General features: G+C 39.0%; 20 protein-coding genes and 1 tRNA gene. 9 read left to right on the top strand and 12 right to left on the bottom strand.

All coding sequences use genetic code 11. From position 1 onward, the window contains the following. Window positions 1-13: 13 nt before the first annotated feature. Window positions 14-568: a hypothetical protein gene (locus HYX58_01475; GenBank protein MBI2774656.1), complete on the bottom strand. Its 555-nt coding sequence runs from the start codon at window positions 566-568 to the stop codon at window positions 14-16. 374 nt (window positions 569-942) lie between these two features. Between HYX58_01475 and HYX58_01480 the strand changes: the two genes are divergently transcribed. Then, window positions 943-2,343, top strand: a complete 1,401-nt coding sequence (locus HYX58_01480) for a hypothetical protein (protein MBI2774657.1) — start codon at window positions 943-945, stop codon at window positions 2,341-2,343. On the opposite strand, the gene HYX58_01485 is transcribed toward HYX58_01480, so the two are convergent. From HYX58_01485 to HYX58_01505, 5 genes are all read right to left on the bottom strand, one after another. Beyond that, entirely contained in the window at window positions 2,340-3,590 is a 1,251-nt protein-coding gene (locus tag HYX58_01485; GenBank protein ID MBI2774658.1) for a hypothetical protein, read from the bottom strand. The genes HYX58_01480 and HYX58_01485 overlap by 4 nt on opposite strands. A gap of 71 nt (window positions 3,591-3,661) precedes the next feature. After that, window positions 3,662-4,291, bottom strand: a complete 630-nt coding sequence (locus HYX58_01490; protein MBI2774659.1) for a hypothetical protein — start codon at window positions 4,289-4,291, stop codon at window positions 3,662-3,664. Further along, window positions 4,284-4,901 (bottom strand): hypothetical protein, encoded by a 618-nt coding sequence (locus tag HYX58_01495; GenBank protein MBI2774660.1) that lies wholly within the window; start codon window positions 4,899-4,901, stop codon window positions 4,284-4,286. The genes HYX58_01490 and HYX58_01495 overlap by 8 nt, the downstream gene beginning before the upstream one ends. 3 nt (window positions 4,902-4,904) lie before the next feature. Beyond that, window positions 4,905-5,303, bottom strand: a complete 399-nt coding sequence (locus tag HYX58_01500; GenBank protein ID MBI2774661.1) for a hypothetical protein — start codon at window positions 5,301-5,303, stop codon at window positions 4,905-4,907. Beyond that, window positions 5,269-7,989: an SMC family ATPase gene (locus HYX58_01505; GenBank protein MBI2774662.1), complete on the bottom strand. Its 2,721-nt coding sequence runs from the start codon at window positions 7,987-7,989 to the stop codon at window positions 5,269-5,271. Before HYX58_01505 ends, HYX58_01500 begins: the two co-directional genes overlap by 35 nt. Window positions 7,990-8,139: 150 nt before the next feature. Here HYX58_01505 and HYX58_01510 point away from each other — a divergent pair, with 150 nt between their 5' ends. From HYX58_01510 to HYX58_01525, 4 genes are all read left to right on the top strand, one after another. Then, the gene (locus HYX58_01510) at window positions 8,140-9,543 is read left to right on the top strand and encodes a phosphomannomutase/phosphoglucomutase (protein MBI2774663.1); all 1,404 of its coding nucleotides are present in this window, start codon (window positions 8,140-8,142) and stop codon (window positions 9,541-9,543) included. After that, window positions 9,540-10,367 (top strand): deoxyribonuclease IV, encoded by an 828-nt coding sequence (locus HYX58_01515; GenBank protein MBI2774664.1) that lies wholly within the window; start codon window positions 9,540-9,542, stop codon window positions 10,365-10,367. The genes HYX58_01510 and HYX58_01515 overlap by 4 nt, the downstream gene beginning before the upstream one ends. Before the next feature lie 237 nt (window positions 10,368-10,604). Continuing rightward, entirely contained in the window at window positions 10,605-11,615 is a 1,011-nt protein-coding gene (locus HYX58_01520; GenBank protein MBI2774665.1) for a type I glyceraldehyde-3-phosphate dehydrogenase, read from the top strand. Between the two features lie 110 nt (window positions 11,616-11,725). Further along, on the top strand, window positions 11,726-12,730 hold the full coding sequence (locus HYX58_01525) for a hypothetical protein (protein MBI2774666.1): 1,005 nt from the start codon (window positions 11,726-11,728) through the stop codon (window positions 12,728-12,730). An 88-nt stretch (window positions 12,731-12,818) separates the two neighbouring features. Here HYX58_01525 and HYX58_01530 read toward each other — a convergent pair whose 3' ends face one another. The 6 genes from HYX58_01530 to HYX58_01555 form a co-directional block, all read right to left on the bottom strand. Then, on the bottom strand, window positions 12,819-13,685 hold the full coding sequence (locus tag HYX58_01530) for an ankyrin repeat domain-containing protein (GenBank protein ID MBI2774667.1): 867 nt from the start codon (window positions 13,683-13,685) through the stop codon (window positions 12,819-12,821). Window positions 13,686-13,696: 11 nt separating this feature from the next. Next, on the bottom strand, window positions 13,697-14,668 hold the full coding sequence (locus HYX58_01535; GenBank protein MBI2774668.1) for an ankyrin repeat domain-containing protein: 972 nt from the start codon (window positions 14,666-14,668) through the stop codon (window positions 13,697-13,699). 188 nt (window positions 14,669-14,856) lie between these two features. After that, window positions 14,857-15,402 (bottom strand): type 1 glutamine amidotransferase, encoded by a 546-nt coding sequence (locus HYX58_01540; protein MBI2774669.1) that lies wholly within the window; start codon window positions 15,400-15,402, stop codon window positions 14,857-14,859. Between the two features lie 76 nt (window positions 15,403-15,478). Further along, entirely contained in the window at window positions 15,479-16,360 is an 882-nt protein-coding gene (locus tag HYX58_01545; protein MBI2774670.1) for a phosphotransferase, read from the bottom strand. A gap of 104 nt (window positions 16,361-16,464) precedes the next feature. Next, window positions 16,465-17,250 carry an ABC transporter permease gene (locus HYX58_01550; GenBank protein MBI2774671.1) on the bottom strand — a complete coding sequence of 262 codons (786 nt, stop codon included), beginning with the start codon at window positions 17,248-17,250 and terminating at the stop codon, window positions 16,465-16,467. Window positions 17,251-17,275: 25 nt separating this feature from the next. Then, window positions 17,276-18,016, bottom strand: coding sequence for an ABC transporter ATP-binding protein (locus tag HYX58_01555; GenBank protein MBI2774672.1), 741 nt, complete (start codon window positions 18,014-18,016; stop codon window positions 17,276-17,278). A gap of 303 nt (window positions 18,017-18,319) precedes the next feature. Here HYX58_01555 and HYX58_01560 point away from each other — a divergent pair. The 4 genes from HYX58_01560 to HYX58_01575 all read left to right on the top strand — a co-directional run bounded on the left by HYX58_01560 (window position 18,320) and on the right by HYX58_01575 (window position 21,134). Continuing rightward, a tRNA-Ile gene (locus tag HYX58_01560) sits at window positions 18,320-18,395 on the top strand. Window positions 18,396-18,617: 222 nt separating this feature from the next. After that, entirely contained in the window at window positions 18,618-19,358 is a 741-nt protein-coding gene (locus tag HYX58_01565; GenBank protein MBI2774673.1) for a hypothetical protein, read from the top strand. After that, a complete protein-coding gene (locus HYX58_01570; GenBank protein MBI2774674.1) occupies window positions 19,355-19,870 on the top strand; it encodes a ribonuclease HI family protein in 516 nt (171 codons plus the stop codon). The genes HYX58_01565 and HYX58_01570 overlap by 4 nt, the downstream gene beginning before the upstream one ends. Beyond that, window positions 19,854-21,134 (top strand): SpoIID/LytB domain-containing protein, encoded by a 1,281-nt coding sequence (locus HYX58_01575; GenBank protein MBI2774675.1) that lies wholly within the window; start codon window positions 19,854-19,856, stop codon window positions 21,132-21,134. Before HYX58_01570 ends, HYX58_01575 begins: the two co-directional genes overlap by 17 nt. The last annotated feature ends 78 nt before the right edge of the window (window positions 21,135-21,212 follow it).

A 21,212-nucleotide genomic window follows, 5' to 3' on the forward strand; every position in this document is an offset into this window, starting at 1 on the left:
AAATTCTTTTGAGCTATCGTTCCAGATCATGAATTTGAAGTAATACTTCGCGCAATTCTTCAAATTGCTTAAAGTTAAATTCGTTTTTATTCAACAGTCCAACTTTTTCAACCACATCAAGAACTTTCTGCAATGAGGGAAAATGGGGATACTGCGATTTGCATATCTGTTCTAGTTTTTCAATGCAAGCAGTAAGATAAACAATAGTATTGTGCGCAATATCTGAATTTTTACAAAGCAAGCGCAACGCATTACGCAGTTTATTAAATACTGCCAATGCATCGATTTGTAATTGCATATGTTTTTCTTCATCAATGAGTTCAGGATTCTGCTGAGCTTTTTTAACCGTAAGAACTAAACGAGAACATATCTCTTCGGCATCAGAAATAATCTCTGATGCTTCTTTTGCGTCAGCAATTAAGCTTTCAGTTCTTTTTTGGCGAACGAAAGTTGGCCACACCCGAAAGATACCATATAATGCAGCGCCAACGGTCATTGCGTCCGCCACAAGACGAAACCATGAAGTATCTTTGGGCAAAAATGGTAGATTGAGAAAAATAGATTCCATAAATAACTCCCCATCAGAATGTTAATTTTATCTTAGTGAAAAAGTTTTGATGTGCTTATTCATAACTACTATTTTACTTTTCAGTCTAAGATAGTCAAAAGGGGGTAGATATTGGCGTTTTGGCGATGCTGTAAGAAATTAAAATGTTTTCTGATAGATATATTTTGCAAGGGAGTGGCCATCCGAAATTGGCTCAAAATAGTCCTAGCTGGGTATTGTGTTTTATTTCCGGGAATTTAACTCAAACGATCTCCTCGCTTCATAACTCTTGAGTAAAAAGCCCTTTTTATAGCACACTTAATAAGTATCATAATAAATAAGTTGGTATAGAATGACGGTAACTTATTTTTTACCTTTCAGTGAGGTTCCGACTTATGTTCCTTTCTTTTTTTAAAAAACTAGCAAAACCGATTTTTGGGAATTTTGAAACTGAAGAATTTAAGAAATTCTTGAGAATGGGTGCGCTGTTTGCGTTTATTATCGGTGTGTATTGGACATTAAGTCAGCTTAAAACCGCGATATTTTGCAGTTTAATCGGTGCGAGCCAAATACCGTGGGCAAAAACAATCTCATTTATTTGTCTTATTCCTGTTGTACTTTTATATACTAAACTTCTTGAAAAGTTTGCACGGGAAAAAGTTTTCTATCTACTTGCTGTAATTTATGGTGCGTGTTCCGTATTTTTTGGGATTCTTTTATTAACTGGGCACATTGCGCAAGCAGAATGCCTTTTGAATGGATCAGAAACTACTTTTTCAAACTTGGGCAGCACTTTCTTGGTATATGTTTTCTATATTTTCTCAGAAAGCTTTGGTGCTTTATTTCCTGCACTATTTTGGGCAATTGCAGCAGATACCACTCAGCCAGAATCTGCAAAAAAAGGGTTTTCACTCATTGTAGCAATCGGGCAATTAGGCGGTATTGCCGGCCCCTATTTTATTTCGAGCTTGCCGTTACGTTTAGGGTTTGAAACAAGTGCGCTTTCTCTATTTATTTGTGCTGCCGCAATCTTTTATTTGATATTTTTGCTTAAACGTTTTTTTATCTTTACGCCCGCCGACCTTTTGGTTTCATTCCATGGGAAAAATGAATCGTCAGAAGAGAAAAAGCAGGAAATGGGATTTTTTGAAGGTCTTTATTTATTGCTGAGCCATTCATATTTATTAGGAATTTTTGCGGTGATCGCATTTCCCGATTTTTTGAGCACTATTTTTGATGTGCATTTTAATTCGCTTGCGGCGCAGCATTATAGCGGCGTTGAGCTTGCTGAGTTTTTAGGAATTTATGGCAGTTCAGTGAATCTGATTGCTCTTATTTTTTTACTCTGCGGTATAGGAAACATTGCCAGATTTTTTGGCGTTGCGATAGCGCTTCTGCTTATGCCGGTGATTTATGCAGCGGCCACGCTCGGTTTTGTTACCCTTAATAGTCTCACCTTCCTATTTGCACTCATGGCAAGTTCAAAAGCTATTAATTATTCGTTAAATAGCCCCGCCGTTAAACAGCTTTATATTCCAACCACCCATGATGTTCGTTTTAAATCGCAAGCGTGGATTGATGCTTTTGGTTCGCGCGGCGCAAAACAAAGCGGTTCGCTTTTTAATATGATGCTGACGCCTATGCAAAAAAACTTAGGAGAGGTTGCAGGGCGGGCGCGCCATGCATTATGGGCAAGCTATTTAGGATTTGGCATTATTGGATGCTGGTTTTTCATTGCATTTTATTTAGGACGAATGCACAAAAAGGCGATCGATGAAAAACGAGTCGTTTGTTAATTTATCTTGTTGTTTTGTGCATATTCCAAGATTTTAATCCATAGGGATTCTTGCTCAAATTTTGTACCGTAGTACGAAGCGTCAATCTTCCCGTTTGGCGCGTAAATAGCAAAACCGTGAGCTAAATCGTTGGTAGAGAATCCACCACAGCGCGCTATGACGAATTTCTCCGCTGTAATATAAAATTCTTGCATTGCCTTTTTGATTGCTGGAAACGCATACGAGTATTTAGAAAGCTTTGATTCAATTATTTTGCACAGCGTAACAAAATCGGTATACATCGGCCACATGCAAAATGTTGGGCTTTCGCTGCATGCTTGCGCAGCAAGATCAATAAAATGCGCATCAATCAAAAGTTCAAGGACACGATCAAAAGATATCCGTACCTCATTTGCTAACGATAAATCGAGTGCAGCATGCGTATAAATTCCTGATGCATCATTTTTTGCATAATAATCGTTAAATGCATGAACCATGCCAGTTGCTAATTCTTTTGGTTCTAGTGAATTATTAAGGGCTTTAATGATCTCAAAATAGTTAAATCCATCGCGTAACGAACAACTTTGACTACCCACCAAATAGCGAGCAAAAGGAGCCAGCTGATAGCCCACTTCAAACATCGCTCCCATGCAGGTATCAAATCCGAGAATATCGAGTTTTTGCCCGTTTAAAATATGTTCTGTGATGAAAGATAAGCTTTCAACGAAATCTTTATTATTTAGATACGTATGCGCTGCATCATTGAACATAAACCCTTTATGCAAACGATGTTCTTGTAAACTCGATTTCACACATCGTGGCAAGCTACACGTTGCTTCACTTTCGCAATCTTGATACGATTCCAGCTGCCATTCTTTATCTTCAGCACTCCAGAACGGATCTAAAATTCCCCAACCATGATTTGAGCAAATAAGCATCGAGTGATCCGCTTTTTTTCCAGCAAAAGCCCATTGCGCAGCATCGATAAAATCTTGGGTACTTTTCCCGCTCAGGGTTGATTCTTGCAAAAACTGCAGCCCATTTCTTGTAATCTGATAACGAAGGGCTACATCTCTATATGCATGAACCTGAAGCAAGAAAGTAACATTTTCATTTGGCTGAGCATGAATCATTTCGGTAATATTTTTTATTGCCATATCGTTCAGATCATCGCTGGAATCCATATAGCAAAAAACATTCCACGTGCCGGCTGAAAGAAAAATGGGTGCCATCAAAATAATGAGAAGAAAAAATAATTTTTTGAACATTCAACCGCCTCCAATAATAGTTCTGAAGGCAGCATAGGAAAGCTTCTGCAAGCAATGCAATAAAATAAGAATCAAGAATTATTTTTTGGTTTTTCTTGTATAAGTTTTTTGCAAAAATTGCGTGTTGATGGTGGGAATTTTTTTAATGTGTCTTCAAAAGGTTCGGGCTCATTCATTACTCTGATCACAACTGGTAGAAGCCCACCTACTGTGCGACTTTTAATTGGTATAAAACGTGGATCCAGTTTGCTTTGAAATATTTTTAAAGTTGTGGATGGCTCATATGCTTTTTGCAAAATAGACAGAGCATATCGAGTCCCTATATATGCTGCAGCTACGCAATGGGGTGAGAATTTTGCCTGGGTTTCAAAATGCTTTGTTAGTATGGACATTGCATAGTTATTGAATAACTCAGATTCTTTTGATAAATCTCCGGTATCTTTGTTTCGTTCGTTAAACAAAGGGAATACTGATTTGCGAACAGTTTTATTTATTAACGAAAGATTTAAAAGAGATGAGAGTAATTCCTGTGGGGTATCTTTACATATATCAACAAGTGCATAAGCAGTTAATTTGGAGAAGATCGGAATTTCTATAGGATGAATTATTTCTTTATTTTCCATGGCCGAAATAACTGAGCTAAAAAGGAGAATAAAGACTAATGATGAACGAGGGCGCATTTTCATGAATATTTTATTCATCGGCAGTTTTTTCTTTTTGCTTTTCTTCTATCAGTTTATTGCAAAACTTCTGAGTTGATGGGGGAAATTTCTTTAAGGTCTGATCTAACGGTTCCCATTTTGTGACGAACCTTATACCATGCATCAGAGCAAAGCGCTTGCTTTTCTCCTCAGTCCAAGAAAAACCATCTAATTTTTCGCTAAAGTCTGACGGCGAAGAGGTTTCATATTCTTTTTTTATTATTGGAAAACAAAAAGGTGTTCCTAGGTATGCTGTTGCTAAACACTTAGGGGAGTTTTTCCCAAGTCTATGAAAATGATTTTCGAGTGTTGATATTGCATAGTTGTTAAATTGCGCAGATGCTTCTGACAATTCACCGGTGGTTTTGTCTCGTTCATTGAGTAGGGGGAGTACCGTTTTTCGTAGTAATTTATTTACTGACGAAAGATTTATAAGGGATGGGAGTACTATCCCTGGAGTATCTTTGCATACATCAACAAGTGCGTAAGCGGTTAATTTGATAATATCCGGAGTTTCCAGTGGATGGATTATTTCTTTTTTCTCCATCGCCGAAATAACTGAACTAAAAATGAAAATAAAGATTAATGGTGAAAGAGGACTCATTTTCATGACCTATTTTTTGTCCTGCGATTCGTTTGATTTTTCTTCTATAAGTTTTTTGCAAAAAATGCGAGTCGCTAGAGGGAATTTTTTTAAGGTATCGTTGAATGGTTCTAGTTTATGACTTCCCGGGCTACCATTAATGATTAATTCATCAAAAGATATATCATCTAAAGTTATAGGAACCACTCCTGGATCGAGTTTCATTTGTAGCTGCCAAGGATTCCATTTTTGCTGCAAATATTCTTTTCTTATGATAGCTAAAGTATCGGGAGTTCCACTATATGCAGCTGCTAACAACTTTTTATCATCCATAGCAAAGGCTGGTTGGTAACAAAATGAGAAACCTAGGAATACCAATGATGCCTTTATCATTTTATCCTTGTTGATGTACTGTAATACTACTTCCATGAGGACCTTTTTCGATTAAAAAGTGTATGGGGAAATTATCTTTCATTGATGGCAAATGCGAAACGATGATAATTTTAGCAAAGTGATCTTGAATTTTATAGAGCGCATCGGCAATATGCGCAATGCCTTCTTCATCTTGTGAACCAAATCCTTCATCAATAATAAGCGTTTGGAGTGAAGTGCCAGCGCGGCGTGCTAATAATTTTGAAATCGCAATACGCAATGCAAAATCGATGCGGAATGCTTCACCGCCTGAAAACATTTCATAGGGCCGAATACCGAGCGGGTCGGAAATTTTTATTTCAAGCGTTTCTTTTGTGCCGCCTTTTTTTAAATCGCGCAACGAATCGATAATAATATGCGCTTGATTGTGCGTTAATTCAGCTAAGAGCAGATTTGCTTCGTACTCAATTTCGGGCAGCGCATCTTCAATCAAGAGCGCTTGGATTCCTTCTTTGCCAAAAGCGGTTCCGATTATTTGATATTCATCAATGATGGCGCTCAATTCTTTTTTCTTTTCTATATGCTCACGCATTTCTTTTTTAAGCGTGGCGCACGTTTTTAGTTGATGCGCCAATTGGCCTTTTTGCTCGAGTAACCGTTCTTTTTCTTGTTGAATGATTGTAGCTTGCTCTCGTATTTTGCTTTCAGAAGCCAACCCCAGTTGAAGTTCGTTTTTCTCTTTTATATGCTGTTCAAGCTGCGTTTGTAATACAGCGCATTCTTTTCTGCGGATTTTTATCTGCGCGCATAATTGACTAATTGTTTGGGATCGTTCTTTTTGTAGTGATGCTTCATGCACTAATTGTCGCAGATCGGCTAATTTTTTTTGAACTGATGCAGCTCGTTGTGTCGCTTTTTCAAGCTCTCCCGCGCTATAGTTCATCGCTTTAACTTCTTGCTCAATCGTGTGCATCGATGCGATAGCCTCTTTATATTCAGGATCTTCTTGAACGCAAGTGGTTAAACGATTTTGCAAGATTATGCGTTGTTCTTCGAGCTGCGCATTTTCTTTTTGATGTTCATTAATTTCTTTATGAGTTGATTGGATTGCTGCATCAAGTGCTGTTTGTTCGCGTGCGCACATTTCTCGATCGTGTGCACTATTTTTTTGCATCAGTTCCAGCGTTGAAAATTCTTGTTCATTTTTTTGCAGTTGCGCAATCTGTGTATGCTGATCTATCAATAATTGCTTTAATTTTGCCAGTGCCGCTTTTAAACGGCCGCCGCGATGTGCAATTTTATATTCATTTTTATCGAGTTTGTTTCTTAAAAAACGTTTGCGCGCTGCAGATAAATTTTGTTCACACCATGGGCAGCTGGGATTGGTGATATCTTCGGTCATTAATTTTTTTTGTTCAAGCTGCATCAGCTCATTGTGAATAATTTGAAACTGTGCATTCCATCGATGATAATAATTTTTTCTTTTTTCAAATTGCTGCGCAAGCTGCTCTTTATTTTTTAATAAATGCGCGATCTTTGCATGCTGTTCACTATGCGCAGCATGCACTTTTTGCAATTCTAAGTTTTTTTCTTCAAGCACTTTTTTTTGCTGCGCGAAAATAATAAGGTTGTTATTTTTATGTTCAATCGAAGATGTTACTCGATCTATCGCGCGTTGTTGCATCGCGAGCTGTGTTTGTATCTCTTGCTGATTTTTTTGCGTAATACGGTACGTCTTTTCTTTGAGCGCTAAATATTCTTGTTGCGCAGTAAGTCTTTTTTGCGCTTGCTCTTGCAAGAGTACAAGGCGCTGTGCAGCTGCTGCATGTTCTTTTTCAAGTTCAGCAGTATCTGGCATCTGCCGATGGTGGTGATGAATTAAGCGCCAATGCGAAAATAGTTTTTGTAGTTGTTCAGTTTTTTCTTTTGTTTCGCGCGCAGCTTGATCGTGATTGAATTGTGCGACATGCAGCTGCTGCTGAGCGGTGGCGAGCTTTTTTTTAATCTCATCATAGTGCGCCGTTTCACGCGCGATGTTTACCGCTTGTGCATCCAGTTCGTTCATTTTGTGTTCAACGAGTGAAAGTTGTTCCAAAAAGAGCGGTTCTTGCTCGAGCTGAATCGTCATGCGCTGGTGCAATTGATCAATTACATGGCAATCAGCGGCTGCATGTTTTATTTTTGCAAGTGCGGCATTGCGCAATTGATCGTACTGATTTAAGTTCAAGATTGATGCAAGAATATCTTTGCGCTCTTTGGGCGTTTTCTTTGAGAATTCATTCGATTGCCCTTGGCGCAAGAATGCGGTATTAACAAACGAATCGAAACTCAGGCCGAGCATGGATTCGATTTTTTCTTGCGTAATTCGAATCGTTTTATCGGTTAATGAATGAATTTTATCGGTTTGCGGATCGATAATCCCAAAATCGAGTGCTGCGTATGGTTTTCCGGCAGTTTCTGCATACTCTCGCCGAATGCGATACCGTTGCCCGTTAAATTGGAACTCAAAAATCACAAGCATATGCGATTGGCCTAAGCGCACTAATTGTGCATCAGGTTTAACGGTGCCCGATGTTTTGCGGGCTTGGCCCCAAACCGCCCACGTAATAGCATCAAGAAGCGCCGATTTGCCGTGCCCATTTTTTCCATTAAGGCAGATTAAATGGTACGGCGCAAAATCGATCGTTTGTAATTGTGGACCGTAACTGAGGAAGTTTTTAAGCTGAATTTTGAGCGGGATCATGGTTCTTTTCTAAGGTAACTATTTTTCACGTTTCATTTTAGCCTTCTAATCAAACAGGTTCAAGGTTATTCGGTAATAACGCTCCATTGCATTTAGCTTTATTTGCGCTACGCTACAAAAATACCGCCTTGATATAAAGGAATTGAGAAAATGAACGACGTGATTTTCAGGCAATATGATATTCGTGGCAAAGTTGGTACAGATTTTCCAATAGCTGATGCTTATCGTATTGGCCAGGCAATAGCGTTTTATTTTAAACAACGAAAACCGAACATAAAAACGATAGCGGTTGGCATGGATGGCAGAACCCATTCTGCAGCTATTAAAGAACTTTTATGCAAAGCGCTGCAAGAAAGCGGCATTGATGTTCTTTTTATTGGCATGTGCCCAACGCCCGTTCTTTATTTTTCATTGTTTAACCTGCCGGTTGATGGCGGTTTGATGGTGACCGCTTCGCACAATGGTAAAGAATACAACGGTATTAAAATGTGCTTGGGTAAAGAATCGGTTTGGGGGCAGCAGATTCAGGAAATAAAAAAATTAATGCATTCGGGCGCTGCCATAAAAAATGCGCAACAGGGTGCTTATACAGAAAAAGCGGTAATTCCTTCTTATATTGCATGGATGTGCGATCATTTTCCTCATTTACGAGGAATGCAAATGAAAGCGATTGTTGATTGCGGCAATGGCGCTGCGGGTACGGTACTTCCTGAACTTGTGCGCGCTATGAAATGGCCAAACGTACAACTTCTTTATCCAACGGTTGATGGTACGTATCCAAATCACGAAGCGGATCCGACGGTGGAAGAGAATATGCTCCAAGTGCGGCATATATTGAAAACGACCGATATGCAATTAGGCGCGGGGCTTGATGGCGATTGCGATCGCATGGCGGCGATGACCAAATCTGGTGAGCTCGTTCAGGGTGATAAGCTGCTTGCACTTTTCGCGCGCGAAATTATTAAAGATCACGCTCATGCCAAAATTGTTTTTGATATTAAATGTTCTTCAGCATTGATTGAATTGCTGAGTTCTTGGCAGGCAGTTCCTGTCATGTCCCCCTCTGGGCATTCAATTATCAAAAATCAAATGAAGCAAAATAATGCGCTTTTGGCGGGAGAGCTCAGCTGCCACTTCTTTTTTAGTGATCGTTATTTTGGTTACGATGATGGCATTTATGCATTACTGCGCCTTTTTGAATTACTTGGCAAATCGAAAAAATCGCTCGATGATTTATTGAAAATTTTCCCGCAAAAATTTAGTACGCGAGAAATTCGCATCGAATGTGCGCCGGAAAAACAAGAAAAAATTATGCAACACGCTCTTGCCGAGCTCAAAAAACGAACTGATGCACAATTAATAACCATTGATGGCATTCGCGCAACGTTTCCGTATGGGTGGGCAATTCTGCGGTCATCAAATACGCAGCCAGTTCTTTCCCTACGATTTGAAGGAAATTCGCCGCAAGATCTCGAGCGACTGAAAAAAGATTTTTCTGAATTATTAAAACCGTTTTTTGACTTCACTATTTTGCAACACGAATTTTTTATATGAGAACGATCGGTTTACATTTACGAATTACTTCATCCATTGTGGATCTCATACCTCAAGCGTTGGAACTGGGCACTAAAAGTTTTCAATGTTTTATGATTCATCAGGGTACGGGAAATTATTTAGAACTTTCATCGCCTGAGATTGATCGATTTCTTGCGCTTCGCGATGAATGCGATTATTTATATGCTCACGCATCCTATTGGGTTAATTTGAGCGGAAAAGAGACCGGCCATACGGTTCATTTATTACGCCGTGAAATTGAAATGGCAAAAGCGCTTCATTTTAATGCGATAGTGATACATCCTGGAGCCGCTACCGGCTGGACGACCAAGCAAGAGGGCCTTGATCAATTTGTGCGCCTTTTTAACGGATTGATTAAGAATGAAACGAATATGCATTTTATTATTGAAAACACCGCCCATGGAAATGCAACTGTTGGCAGCGATCTTGAAGATTTAAAAGAGATTTATCATCGGCTCGAGCAACCGGAAAAAGTTTCTTTTTGCTTGGATACCGCGCATGCATATGCCTATGGTTATGATATTGCATCTGCTCAAGGGCGCGAACAGTTTTTGCATATAGTTGATCAAACCATCACCACAGATCGTGTTTCATTAATTCATTTAAACGATTCGAGCGAAAAATTAGGCACTAAAAAAGATCGGCATGAAATTTTGGGTAAAGGGAATTTAGGCGAGCAAGCACTCAAAGACTTTACGCAGATTAAATCATTTGCGAGCGTGCCGTTAATACTTGAGCTGCCGCCAGTAGAAAATGAAGAGCAAGCAGAAATGCTAGAATTGGTACGTAGTTGGATTAAGTAAGTATTTGTAACTAGTTTTTTCGCTTTAATTAAAATTTGCTCATCCTTCGATACAAACGCAAAGCGTTCACTCAGGACGAGCGGAACTAAATACTTCTCCTAGGATGTTCGTATGATTGCAAATAAAAAATGTATCCAATAATGTTCAGGATATGGAAGAGTTGATAATCCCGCTCGTCCTGAGTGATTTCGAACGAAGTGAGAAATTGTATCGAAGGATGCGGGCAAAAAAAGGAAAATGAGTATGAAGCGAATTGCAATTAATGGATTTGGAAGAATTGGGAAAACATTTCTGCGCGTTATTATGGCTGATGCTGCAGCAAAAAAAGATTTAGAGGTCGTTGCGATTAACATTGGCCCTGCCAAAACCGATTTAATCGGGCACCTTTTTCAATATGATACATTAATGGGCAAATTCCCAGGCAGCGTCGAACAGCGTGGGAATGAATTAATTATCGATGGCAAAAAAATTATTCTCATTACTGAATCGGATCCAGCTAAAATCGACTGGAAAAAACTTTCTATTGATTGGGTGGTGGAATGTTCAGGGAAATTTACGCATCGAGAAGATGCTGAGAAGCATTTAAAAGCTGGTGCTAAAAAAGTGCTCATCTCTGCTCCTGCAACTGATGAAGATGTTGCGATTATTCCGGGCGTTAATGATGCAATGTACGATGCAAAAAAGCATACCATTGTTTCGCTTGGCAGTTGTACCACAAACGCAGTGTTTCCATTACTCAAAGTGTTGCACGATTCATGTGGGCTTGAGCAAGCAATGATGATGACGACGCACGCGTACACCAATACGCAGGTGCTTCTTGATGTTGAGGCAAAAGATCCGCGAATTTCGCGCGCAGCAGCACTCAATATTATTCCAACTTCAACAGGCGCTGCAAAAATGGTGCCCAAAGTGATGCCAGAACTAACAGGAAAAGTAGAAATGTCTTCAGTCCGCGTTCCGGTTGGCAAAGTTTCATTAATTGAGCTGACGTTTATATCGACAAAAAAATTGTCAGCAGAAATAATAAATAATGCATTTACAGATGCATCAAAAAAATCTATGCGCGGCATTATTGAAGTCGAAACCAAACCATTAGTTTCTTCAGATTTTTCAGGAAATAGTTCATCAGTAATACTTGATGCACTGCTTACGCGCTCCTTGGGAACACTTTCATCGGTGTTTGGATGGTACGATAACGAATGGGGCTACAGCTGTCGATTAAAAGATTTTTTGCTTAGATTATCTTAACTAAAGATTAATTTTTTTAGTATCAAACGTTTGGCTATGAATTAAGAACGTTGCTATGTTTAACTTTTGAAAATGAGCGAATTTATTCATTTCTTAAAAGGAGAATGGTTGTGAAACAAAAATTTCAAAAGGGCATGCTCGGCCTACTGGCATGTATGGCAACGGGTGGAGCATATGCAGATTATCAGCCGGTTAGACCAGGATTTCATCTTTTTGGCGAAACTCTATTCTGGAAAACGAATATTGCATTGCCATTTGCAGCTACAGCGAAAGATTTTGCTGTCAGCGACGGGAGTATATTCTTTTCTAATTTTAGCGTGGAAAATATTAACCCTAACTATGATGTCGGTGTGAGATTGGGAGCGGGGTATACGTTTGATTGTGAAAATTTAGATGTTAGTTTTGTCTGGACTCAGTTCAAACAAAAAGCGCGGCGAGCTCTTCAGGCTGACCCGTCATTAACTATTTTACTTGTTTGGGATCAATTCGTATCAACGAGTGAAGTAGATAATGTTCAAGCAGAGCTGTGTGAAAAAATGCAGACATTTGATGCTGTTATAGGAAAAACGTTTTTATCCAGTTGCCGCGGCATGTTGCGTTATTATTTTGGATGCAAAGGCGCGAGCTTGAAAGAAAGTCAACTCATCAACTCAGCGGGTATCTCGTTTAGTGGCGATCCTACTACTAGCTCTGGCACGCTATTCAATTCATTTCGCGCATTTGGTTTGATGACTGGATTCAATGCAGAATTAAACGTTTTTGAGCGCGTTAGTTTATATGGGCGAACAGAAATTGCAGTACTCAAAAGTAAATTACGATCGGGAGAAGCGTTTGATGAAGTAGTTGCCGGGAGTCCACGGTCTTCTATGAATGAAAGTTTATATAATTCACTTAAACTAAATTTAGTGCTCGAAGCGGGAATTAATTTTGATATTAGTTTCTGTGATCGAGTAGGCACTGTCTTAAATCTGGGCTACGAATTTAACTATTGGCCGAACCAAATTAACATTGTGCGGCCTATTGTACCAGGCTCACCAGGCTCAATCGTTTTACCTCCCGTAATTAGCGATATTGGTTTTCAAGGTTTCAATCTTGGGCTGAACCTTTATTTCTAAAACAAGAAATTTAAGAGTGAAGATTTTTTAATGCGCGATGCCAAATAAAAAAGGGAGGCGAAAGCCTCCCTTTGAATTCATATAACGTTTATTTGTTTTTATGAGCGTTTAGAATTTCAAGCATTTCGGAATAGTTATTGCAAAGTCGTTCATGAGCAGGAATTTCAATATACGCTTCATTTGGTTTAATTACACCTAGCACTTTGTCGTTGCGTATAATATATTTACGCATTCCACAATGAGCATCTTTTGATCTTTTTACTTTTTCTATAAGTTGATCATTTACAATGGCGCCATTCTCAAGAAGAATTTTTACACGCTCAGGATGTTCGCAATATATTGCTTCTCTAAGTGGCGTATGGCCCCATTTATCTTGAGCATTGACGTCCGCTTTTGCAGCAATTAATTCTTGAACATTTTTTTCACTACCGCAGCAAGCTGCAATATGAAGAGGTGTATCTTTATGATTGGTATTTTTCTTATTGGCATTTGCGCCATTGTCTAAGAGAATTTTGACCGATTCCTCGCTCGCGTCCAATGATCCAGCTGCAGCTTGATACAATGCTGATCTGCCATCTTCATCTGTGTGATTTGGATTGGCTCCCAGATAAAGAGCTGTTTTTATAAGATGTGGATAATAATGATAACGCCCAACGGGGAAATCATTCATAGATATTGAATTTTTTACCAAATCAGTTAAGAATTCAACCTTAACATTTCTATCATCAACAGATTTTCCTGAATATGCGTAAATTGTTGGCGCAAATACAGAGCTGAATGATCTAAATGGATTATATTTGCTCAGCGCAACTTTAAATCCAACAAACGGACGCATGAATGATTTTTGAAATGCTGCAGCGGTCGGTGCAAAGCGATTCCAATACGATTGATGTGGTTGCTCAGCCACAAGCGGCATTATCGCAAACAGTGAAATAAGTAGTACTTTTTTAAACATTTTTATATCCTTTATTGTTTTTTTGTGACGTATTGGTCAACTAGTGCTTGCCATTTTTGAGCAGTCTCGCATGTTGATTGCATTCGAAAATATGCGTCAGCATTCGCTTTCCATTTTTTGTGATTTCGAAGCGCAGTTTCGCATCCCTCTGCTAATTTCTGGTCAGTAGAATTTATTGTGCATCCACCAAGCTCCCTAATTTCTTTATTCACTTTTTCTAGCTCGGTAAATATTTGATCAGTTTTCTCGCGAGTAAAGAGCGCTTTTTGTTGATCGCAAGATCTTTGTTCCGTACTACTAAGTTTTTTTAAATCTACTTTATCAAAGCGAGCGCCTCTTTCAAGTAAACGTTCCGTTGCATATAATTTGTGATTCATTAGAGCAATGTCAATAGGTCGATCATTATCTTCGTTGCGTGCATCAATAGCTGCACCATTATCGACTAAATAATTGATCATAGAAAAATTATTATTGCGCGCGGCCTTATGCAGAGGAGTATCGCCAAAGCCGTCTCGCGCATTTACATTGCCATTATGAGCAATGAGAACTTTAACCGATTGAAAATTTCCTTTTTCTACAGCCTCATGCATTGCAGTCTGACGATGAAAATGTGTTTTATTTACATCTATCCCTTCATGAGCAGCCTTTGCAAGCAATTCGGGGCAGTTGGCGTACGCATAAAGATCAAATGGTTTACCAAAAACCTTTTTCATATTTGCTAGATCTTTTTCAAACATTTTTTTCAACGTATCACAATTGGTTGTTGATTCGGCCATCGTTACGGGTACAAACATTGAAAAGGCTAATGATCTAAATGGGTTATATTTGTTCATTGCAACTTTAAATCCAACAAATGGACGCATGAATGATTTTTGAAATGCTGCAGCGGTCGGTGCAAAGCGATTCCAATATGATTGATTTTGTTGCTGAGCCAAAAGCGGCATTACCGCAAAGAGTGAAATAAATAGTATTTTTTTAAACATTTTTTATACCTTTTTATCTGAAGAAATAATCTCTATTATTAGATTACAGGTATAGGGATATTTGTCAATCGCAGGATTGGCTATTCGAATTTAATTATTTGCAAATTTTATAAGTAACTATAAAATTATTCCACTAGAGAAGTGAACTAAAAACAAGAGGGATTTTAATTAATAGAGTAGGGCTTAAATTAGCTCTTTTTTGAAAGCATTTTAATAACCGCTTCATTAAATTCAGGAATATCTGCAGGCATGCGGCTGGTGACGAACTTGCCATCAACAACCACTTTTTGATCAACCCAGTTTGCTCCTGCATTGATCAAATCGGTTTTAAGTGAAGGCCATGAAGTCATCTTTTTTCCTTTAACAAAACCAGTTTCAATGAGCGTCCAAGGGCCATGGCAAATTGCTGCAATTGGTTTACCCGCATCAACGAAATCTTTAATAAATTTGATGGCAGGTGGCATGATGCGCAATAAATCGGGATTTATTATGCCGCCTGGCAATACGATCGCATCAAAATCTGCCGCGCGTGCTTTTTCAAGCGGGAGATCGACTTGGAATTCATCGGCCCATTCTATATGATTGAGCGCTTTAACTTTTGGGAATTTTGGTGAAATTAATGTGACGGTCGCGCCCGCATCTTGAAGCCCTTTACGTGTATCAACCATTTCTGGGCGTTCAAAGCCATCGGTAACAAGCATTGCAATTTTTACACCAGAAAGTACTGAACTCATAGTTTTTTCCTTCAAAAAAAATCTTTTTTTGACTTTTATAGTAATGAGTTAGAGCTGAGACAATAAATAGATTTGATTATTTTATTTCAAGAATTTCTGCTTCGATCATTGCGTAAAGCGGATCGGTTTCTCCATCTTCCATTGCCCAACAGGCTGCAAGTACTGCTTGTACATATGCCCATTCTTGGATTCGCTGGCGGTCAAGGTTTAGATGCTCTGCAAAAAGCGTGACGCGGCGTGCAATAATATCATTGAGGTTTTGCTGATGCAATAATTCTGGAAATGGGTTTCTGATAAATGCACCAACTTCATAGGTTGGATCGCCCCAAATTCCTTTAGGATCTATTGCAAGCCAATGATCGCGCGTACTTGATACAATATTTTCGTGATGTAGATCGCCATGAAGCAATACTTTTTCTTTTTGCGTTGCGAGTAACGAACTAGATAATTCGCGCGCTTTGTTAATATGCATCGTTGATAATGCAGGATGTGGATTTTCTAGCGCTTTGAGCCATTCCTGAAGATCGGGAAACAGCGTCGGTTCGGCTACGGGAATTGCATGCAATCGTTTTATAACCGATATTGTTTGCGCGATTGCTTGATCATCACGCTGTGAAAAAAAAGGTTTCAGCGTCGCTCCTGGAAGTGAGTGCTCAATAAGCAAAGCGTTCATAGATAAATCAGCATCAAGTAATCGAACTGAGCCGCTTCCGTTATACGTATCGAGCGTCAAGCCTTCTTGTTTTATGGCAAGACTATCAAAGCCCATTTTTACCACAACCGGCTTTTTATATTGGAAACCTTTAAGTACATAATTGTACGAAAGGTTCGTAAACGGCGTCAGATCTGTTAATTGCCATTTGGCTGTTATTGCTTCGACAATAGTAGGCAGATTCTTAAGCCATTCTTTCCCTTGTGCCCCCCAAGCTTGAACTACATTTTTTTCTAAGGTAGACATAATTCCTTAATTTTTTTGCAATTGAATGTGGATTTTCTCTTTCAGAATTCACTTCAATATCATACGTTAAATCCCAATAAATATAATATATACCGAATATTCTCTTAAACAAAATCAAGTCGCTTTTTCAAATTTCTCATCCCTAATGCGAGCGCTAACGACGCAAATGCTAAAGTGGCTATAAAACATAGCCAGAAATTAATATAGCCAGTTTGACCAAGCATTGCTGCGCGCGCACCTTCGGTGATATAAATCATAGGATTAAGAAAATTGATATACGCAAGACATGGAATGGCATTCAATAGAGCAAATTGAGAGAACTGAAATCCTCCCATAAACCACATTGGAAAAATGTAGCGGGCCCAAATGCTCCCAAGTTTTGCCATATTTGCAATAATGCTTGCGGCCCACAGGAGAAAACAAGCATAAAAAATGTTTTGTGCAATTAAAATAAGCGTAAATTTGAAATAATTAATCTGCGCCAAATCTAGTTGATTCCATAAACAGATTTTGCCTAAGGGAAACATTATTAATGTGAGAATGCAATATACAATAAAATAGAAACTAGCTTTGCTCGTAATTGCGAGCCATGAAGGAATTGGCAGCGTCAGATTATAATTAATTACGCGATCACCTTCAAAATCCGAAACAAGCTCAACCGCATTGCCATAGAGTTCAAAAAGGCCAATCGCAGCAATTATCCCGGCAAATTGGAATGGCCCGAAATCACGCGCGAGGCCAAAATGTTGCATCACGTATCCTGTGACCACAACCGTAAGTATTACCCAAATGCCGACATCGATGCACTTATCAAGAAGTGACTGCTTAAACACTTTCAGATCTGCGCTGATAAGTGCTTTATACACATTAAAATAAAATGTTTTATTCATACCTTATTTCTTTCAACTTATTTTTTTAGTTTTGATCGTCGTTTGTTTTGAGTAATTGAATAAAAACATCCTCGAGATTTTTTTGCTGGAAATCGGCCATTAATTTATCTGGTGTATCAATGAGCTTAATATTGCCTTTATCAAGAATGCAGACGCGATCTGAGAGTTTTTCTGCTTCATCAAGATAATGCGTTGTGAGCAAGACCGTGATACCATCTTTCTTGAGATTTTTAATAACTTCCCATAAATTGCGGCGGATATGGGGATCAAGCCCAACCGTTGGCTCATCGAGAATAATAAATTCTGGTTTATGAATAAGGCTGCGCGCGATCATAAATCGCTGTTTATAACCGCCAGATAATATTGAGGCCTTTTCATTCAAATAGTTGTCTAGGCCAAACTGATGCGCAAGCTCTTTAATCCGGGCTTCGATCGCTTCTTTATCCATCCCATAACATTGGCCTGCAAGTTCAAGATTTTCTTTGAGCGTCAGCATCGGATGAAGATTTGGTTTTTGTGGGCAATAGCCTAATTTGAATCTAAAATCGGGAATGTTTTTGTAAATTGATTCACCGTTATATTCAATATCCCCTCCGCTTGCAGGATGGAGCGTTGCAATGATAGAAGATAGCGTTGTTTTACCTGCACCGTTAACACCCAAAAGACTTACAATTTCGCCTTTATAAATGTCTAAATTAATGCCATTCAAAACCTGATGAGATTCATACTTTTTTTTGATATTTATTATTTTTAATAGTTTCTGCATAAGAGTCCAATTTTTAAATAAATGCTAATGATTTTGTAAGAAAAACGTAGAAGAGTTTGTATTGGCAAGTGAAATTGAGCATAGGTTAGCCCGGCGCTATGCCGTAACCGTCGCCAATAAATTCAGAAAGTAAAAACAATTTTGTTCATGATACAGGAGCTCTTTGGTTATCCAGACGGACATTAATATATTTCAATTTAACAAAAAATTATTCTTATGCAAAGGAAGTTTAGATCGATTATGCGGGCTTCTTGTTTATCGCCAAATATTGCGATATAATAACGAGCAATTATAAAAATAAACGGGCCCATAGCTCAGCGGTGAGAGCAATCGGCTCATAACCGAGAGGTCCCAGGTTCGAATCCTGGTGGGCCCACCATCCAACGTTTATGCGGGCCATCAGGCTCGGCAAGCTACGGATGGCGCTGCCATCTCTTTAAGGGATATATTTTCTCGACTGGTTTGCGCGCTCGTCCCGAGTGATTTGCGAAGCAAATTGTATCGAGGGATGTCTATGGTGAGCAAATGAGTTATTTTTATAATTAGTATTTTTTCAAAAAACACCCTCAGAATGAGGGTTAGAAAAAAAAGGGGTTACTTTATGAATGAGTACCCACTCTCAAAATTCATAGATCTTATACAGTACGATCAATCTATTGTCTCTGCAGAAAAAGAAAGAACTAAGCTGCAGCACGAACTTCATACGCATAAGCACGAGTTTGATGTTCTTCAGATCTCCATGGAGAATGCAAAGCAACATCTTCACGATATGCGTAAAGAAGTAGATGTAAAAGAGCGAGAAATGGCCGATCTTGATGAACAAGAAAAAGGCAAAAAAGCGCGCTTGGAACAATCATCCAGCCAGCGCGAATATGAATCGCTTAAGCATGAAATAGAAACGGTGAAAAAAAAGCAGTTGGGGCTAGAAGATGGTCTTATTGCCGCGTGGAAAACGTACGAAGTAACTCAAAAAGAGACCGAAGAAAAAAAAGCGTTTTGCGTAAAAAGATCTGCAGAACTTGATGTTGTCATTCAAGAGGTGATGCAAAAAATTGCTGCTATCGATGGCAAAATCAAAGAGCTTTTGGTTGTTCGTGTGCAGAAAGAAGAAGGCATTCCTGCAGAATGGCTTGAAAAATATGCATCTATGCGATTAAAAGTATCCAATCCGGTAGTTCCGGTGCACAACGGAAGCTGTAGCGCATGCTTCTATCAGATCTCTCAAAAAGATATTAGTGAATTGCGCAAGAATAAATTATTAGTGTGCCGTGACTGTTTTAGATTTCTTTATCTTGAGCGGCCGACCCGTGAATCAGATACTCAGGAAAAACCCGCATCATGACCCAGCTTTCGCTTTTTGAGCATTGCACTGAACCGACAAAGCCAAAAATAAAGAAGGGTCATACGTGGCAGCTGTTTGTTGATGGTGCAGCACGAAAAAATCCAGGAATTGCGGGAGCGGGAGTCGTTATTAAAAAAGACGACGAACTGGTGAAAGCAAAAGGTTTTTATCTTGGGCACAAAACAAATAATCAGGCCGAGTATTTTGGTCTCCTTTTAGGCATTTATCTGGGCCGAAAACTTATAGAGCCGGATGATATGCTTTATATCATGGCCGATTCAGAACTTCTTATTAAGCAAATGAAGGGTGAATACCGCGTTAAAGATATTCATCTTAAAAAATTATTTGAGTTAGCGTGGGTGCTTCTTGCAAATCAACGTTACTCATTTTGCCATATTAAGCGAGAGTATAATGCCGAAGCGGATGCTGCGGCAAATGAAGGGATAGATAAAAAAGTATCACTTCCTCACGAATTTGAAAAAATCCTTGAAAATCATGCAATCACTTTCTAGATATAATTGGCTTTCGTTCGTATTCCTTTTCCTCATTACGTGCCCGGATGCGTTTGCGTGGCGGTATCGCTACAAGAAAAAAATTATTGAGCAAACAATTGAGGTAACGAATCTTCAATCAGACGCCCAAGCGCAAACGCCTTCAGATGAATTGATCGAAAAAAAAGAGCTAAAAGAAAAAGCGTGCACGGTGAACGTGCTTTTGGATGAAACTCATCGCTCCGATTTTCAGGGTTGGACGATCAACGCACAAACCGGCTTTCATTTGATTCCGTATGAAAGCGTTTCTGGTATACATTTTCAAGAACCGGAAATCCGCCTCACCGTGCAGAAAAAAACTATTTTCATTAATGGAAAAAAAGTTGCTCACGAACGCTGTTCGATTAAACCACGCGAAGGTTATTTGCAATTTAATGGCCGCCAATATCATGGATCTTTTTTAGTTGACGCAGCAGGAGATGTAGTTCAATTAATTAATTGCCTTGATCTTGAAGAATATGTTTATTCGGTCCTTAATTCTGAAAGTTGGCCCGGCTGGCCGCTAGAAATTAATAAAGCTTTTGCAGTTGCTTCGCGCAGTTATGTAATGAAAAGAATTCAGGAAGCAAACACAAAAAAGAAATTGTATCATATTAAAAATACCAATATTCATCAGACCTATAATGGCGTGCATACGAGCGAACGGTTGCGGGAAGCGATAGATCAAACACGTGGATTAATTATGGCGTATAATGGAAAGCCAATTGAAGCGATGTTTGATTCGTGCTGCGGCGGTGTGATTCCTGCGCATATTACTGGGATCGATTTTAAAAGTGCTCCGTATCTGGCGCGAGAAAAAAAATGCAATTTCTGCAAAGGATGCAAAATATTTGGCTGGCGTGTTGAATATTCGCTGGAGCATTTTCAAGAACTGCTTAAAAAAGCAGGACATTCAGTTCGATCGATACGAGAAATTAAAGTGGTAAAGCGCGATAAAGCTGGCGTTGTACAGCGCGTTTTGATTCAAGGATCGAATCATGCACTTCATTTAAATTGCAAACAAATGTACGCACTCTGCAGCAAAATTAAGAGTTATTGCTTTACGGTAGAAAAAAAAGGGAAAGCAATTTGCTTTACTGGAAAAGGATACGGCCATCATATGGGCATTTGCCAGTGGGGAGCGCGCCGGATGCTCGATGCGGGGCATCATTATAAATCTATTTTGCAGTTTTATTATCCGGGTGCTACGTTGATGCAGATGAAAACTACAGAAGCGTCTGTATAAAATCTTTCATCTGCGGCAAGATGGTTAAACTTTTTATATGGTATCATAGGTAAATAAAAAAATTCTATTGAGCAGTAT

It is taken from the genome of Candidatus Dependentiae bacterium, from assembly GCA_016191325.1.
GTDB lineage: Bacteria > Babelota > Babeliae > Babelales > JACPOV01 > JACPOV01.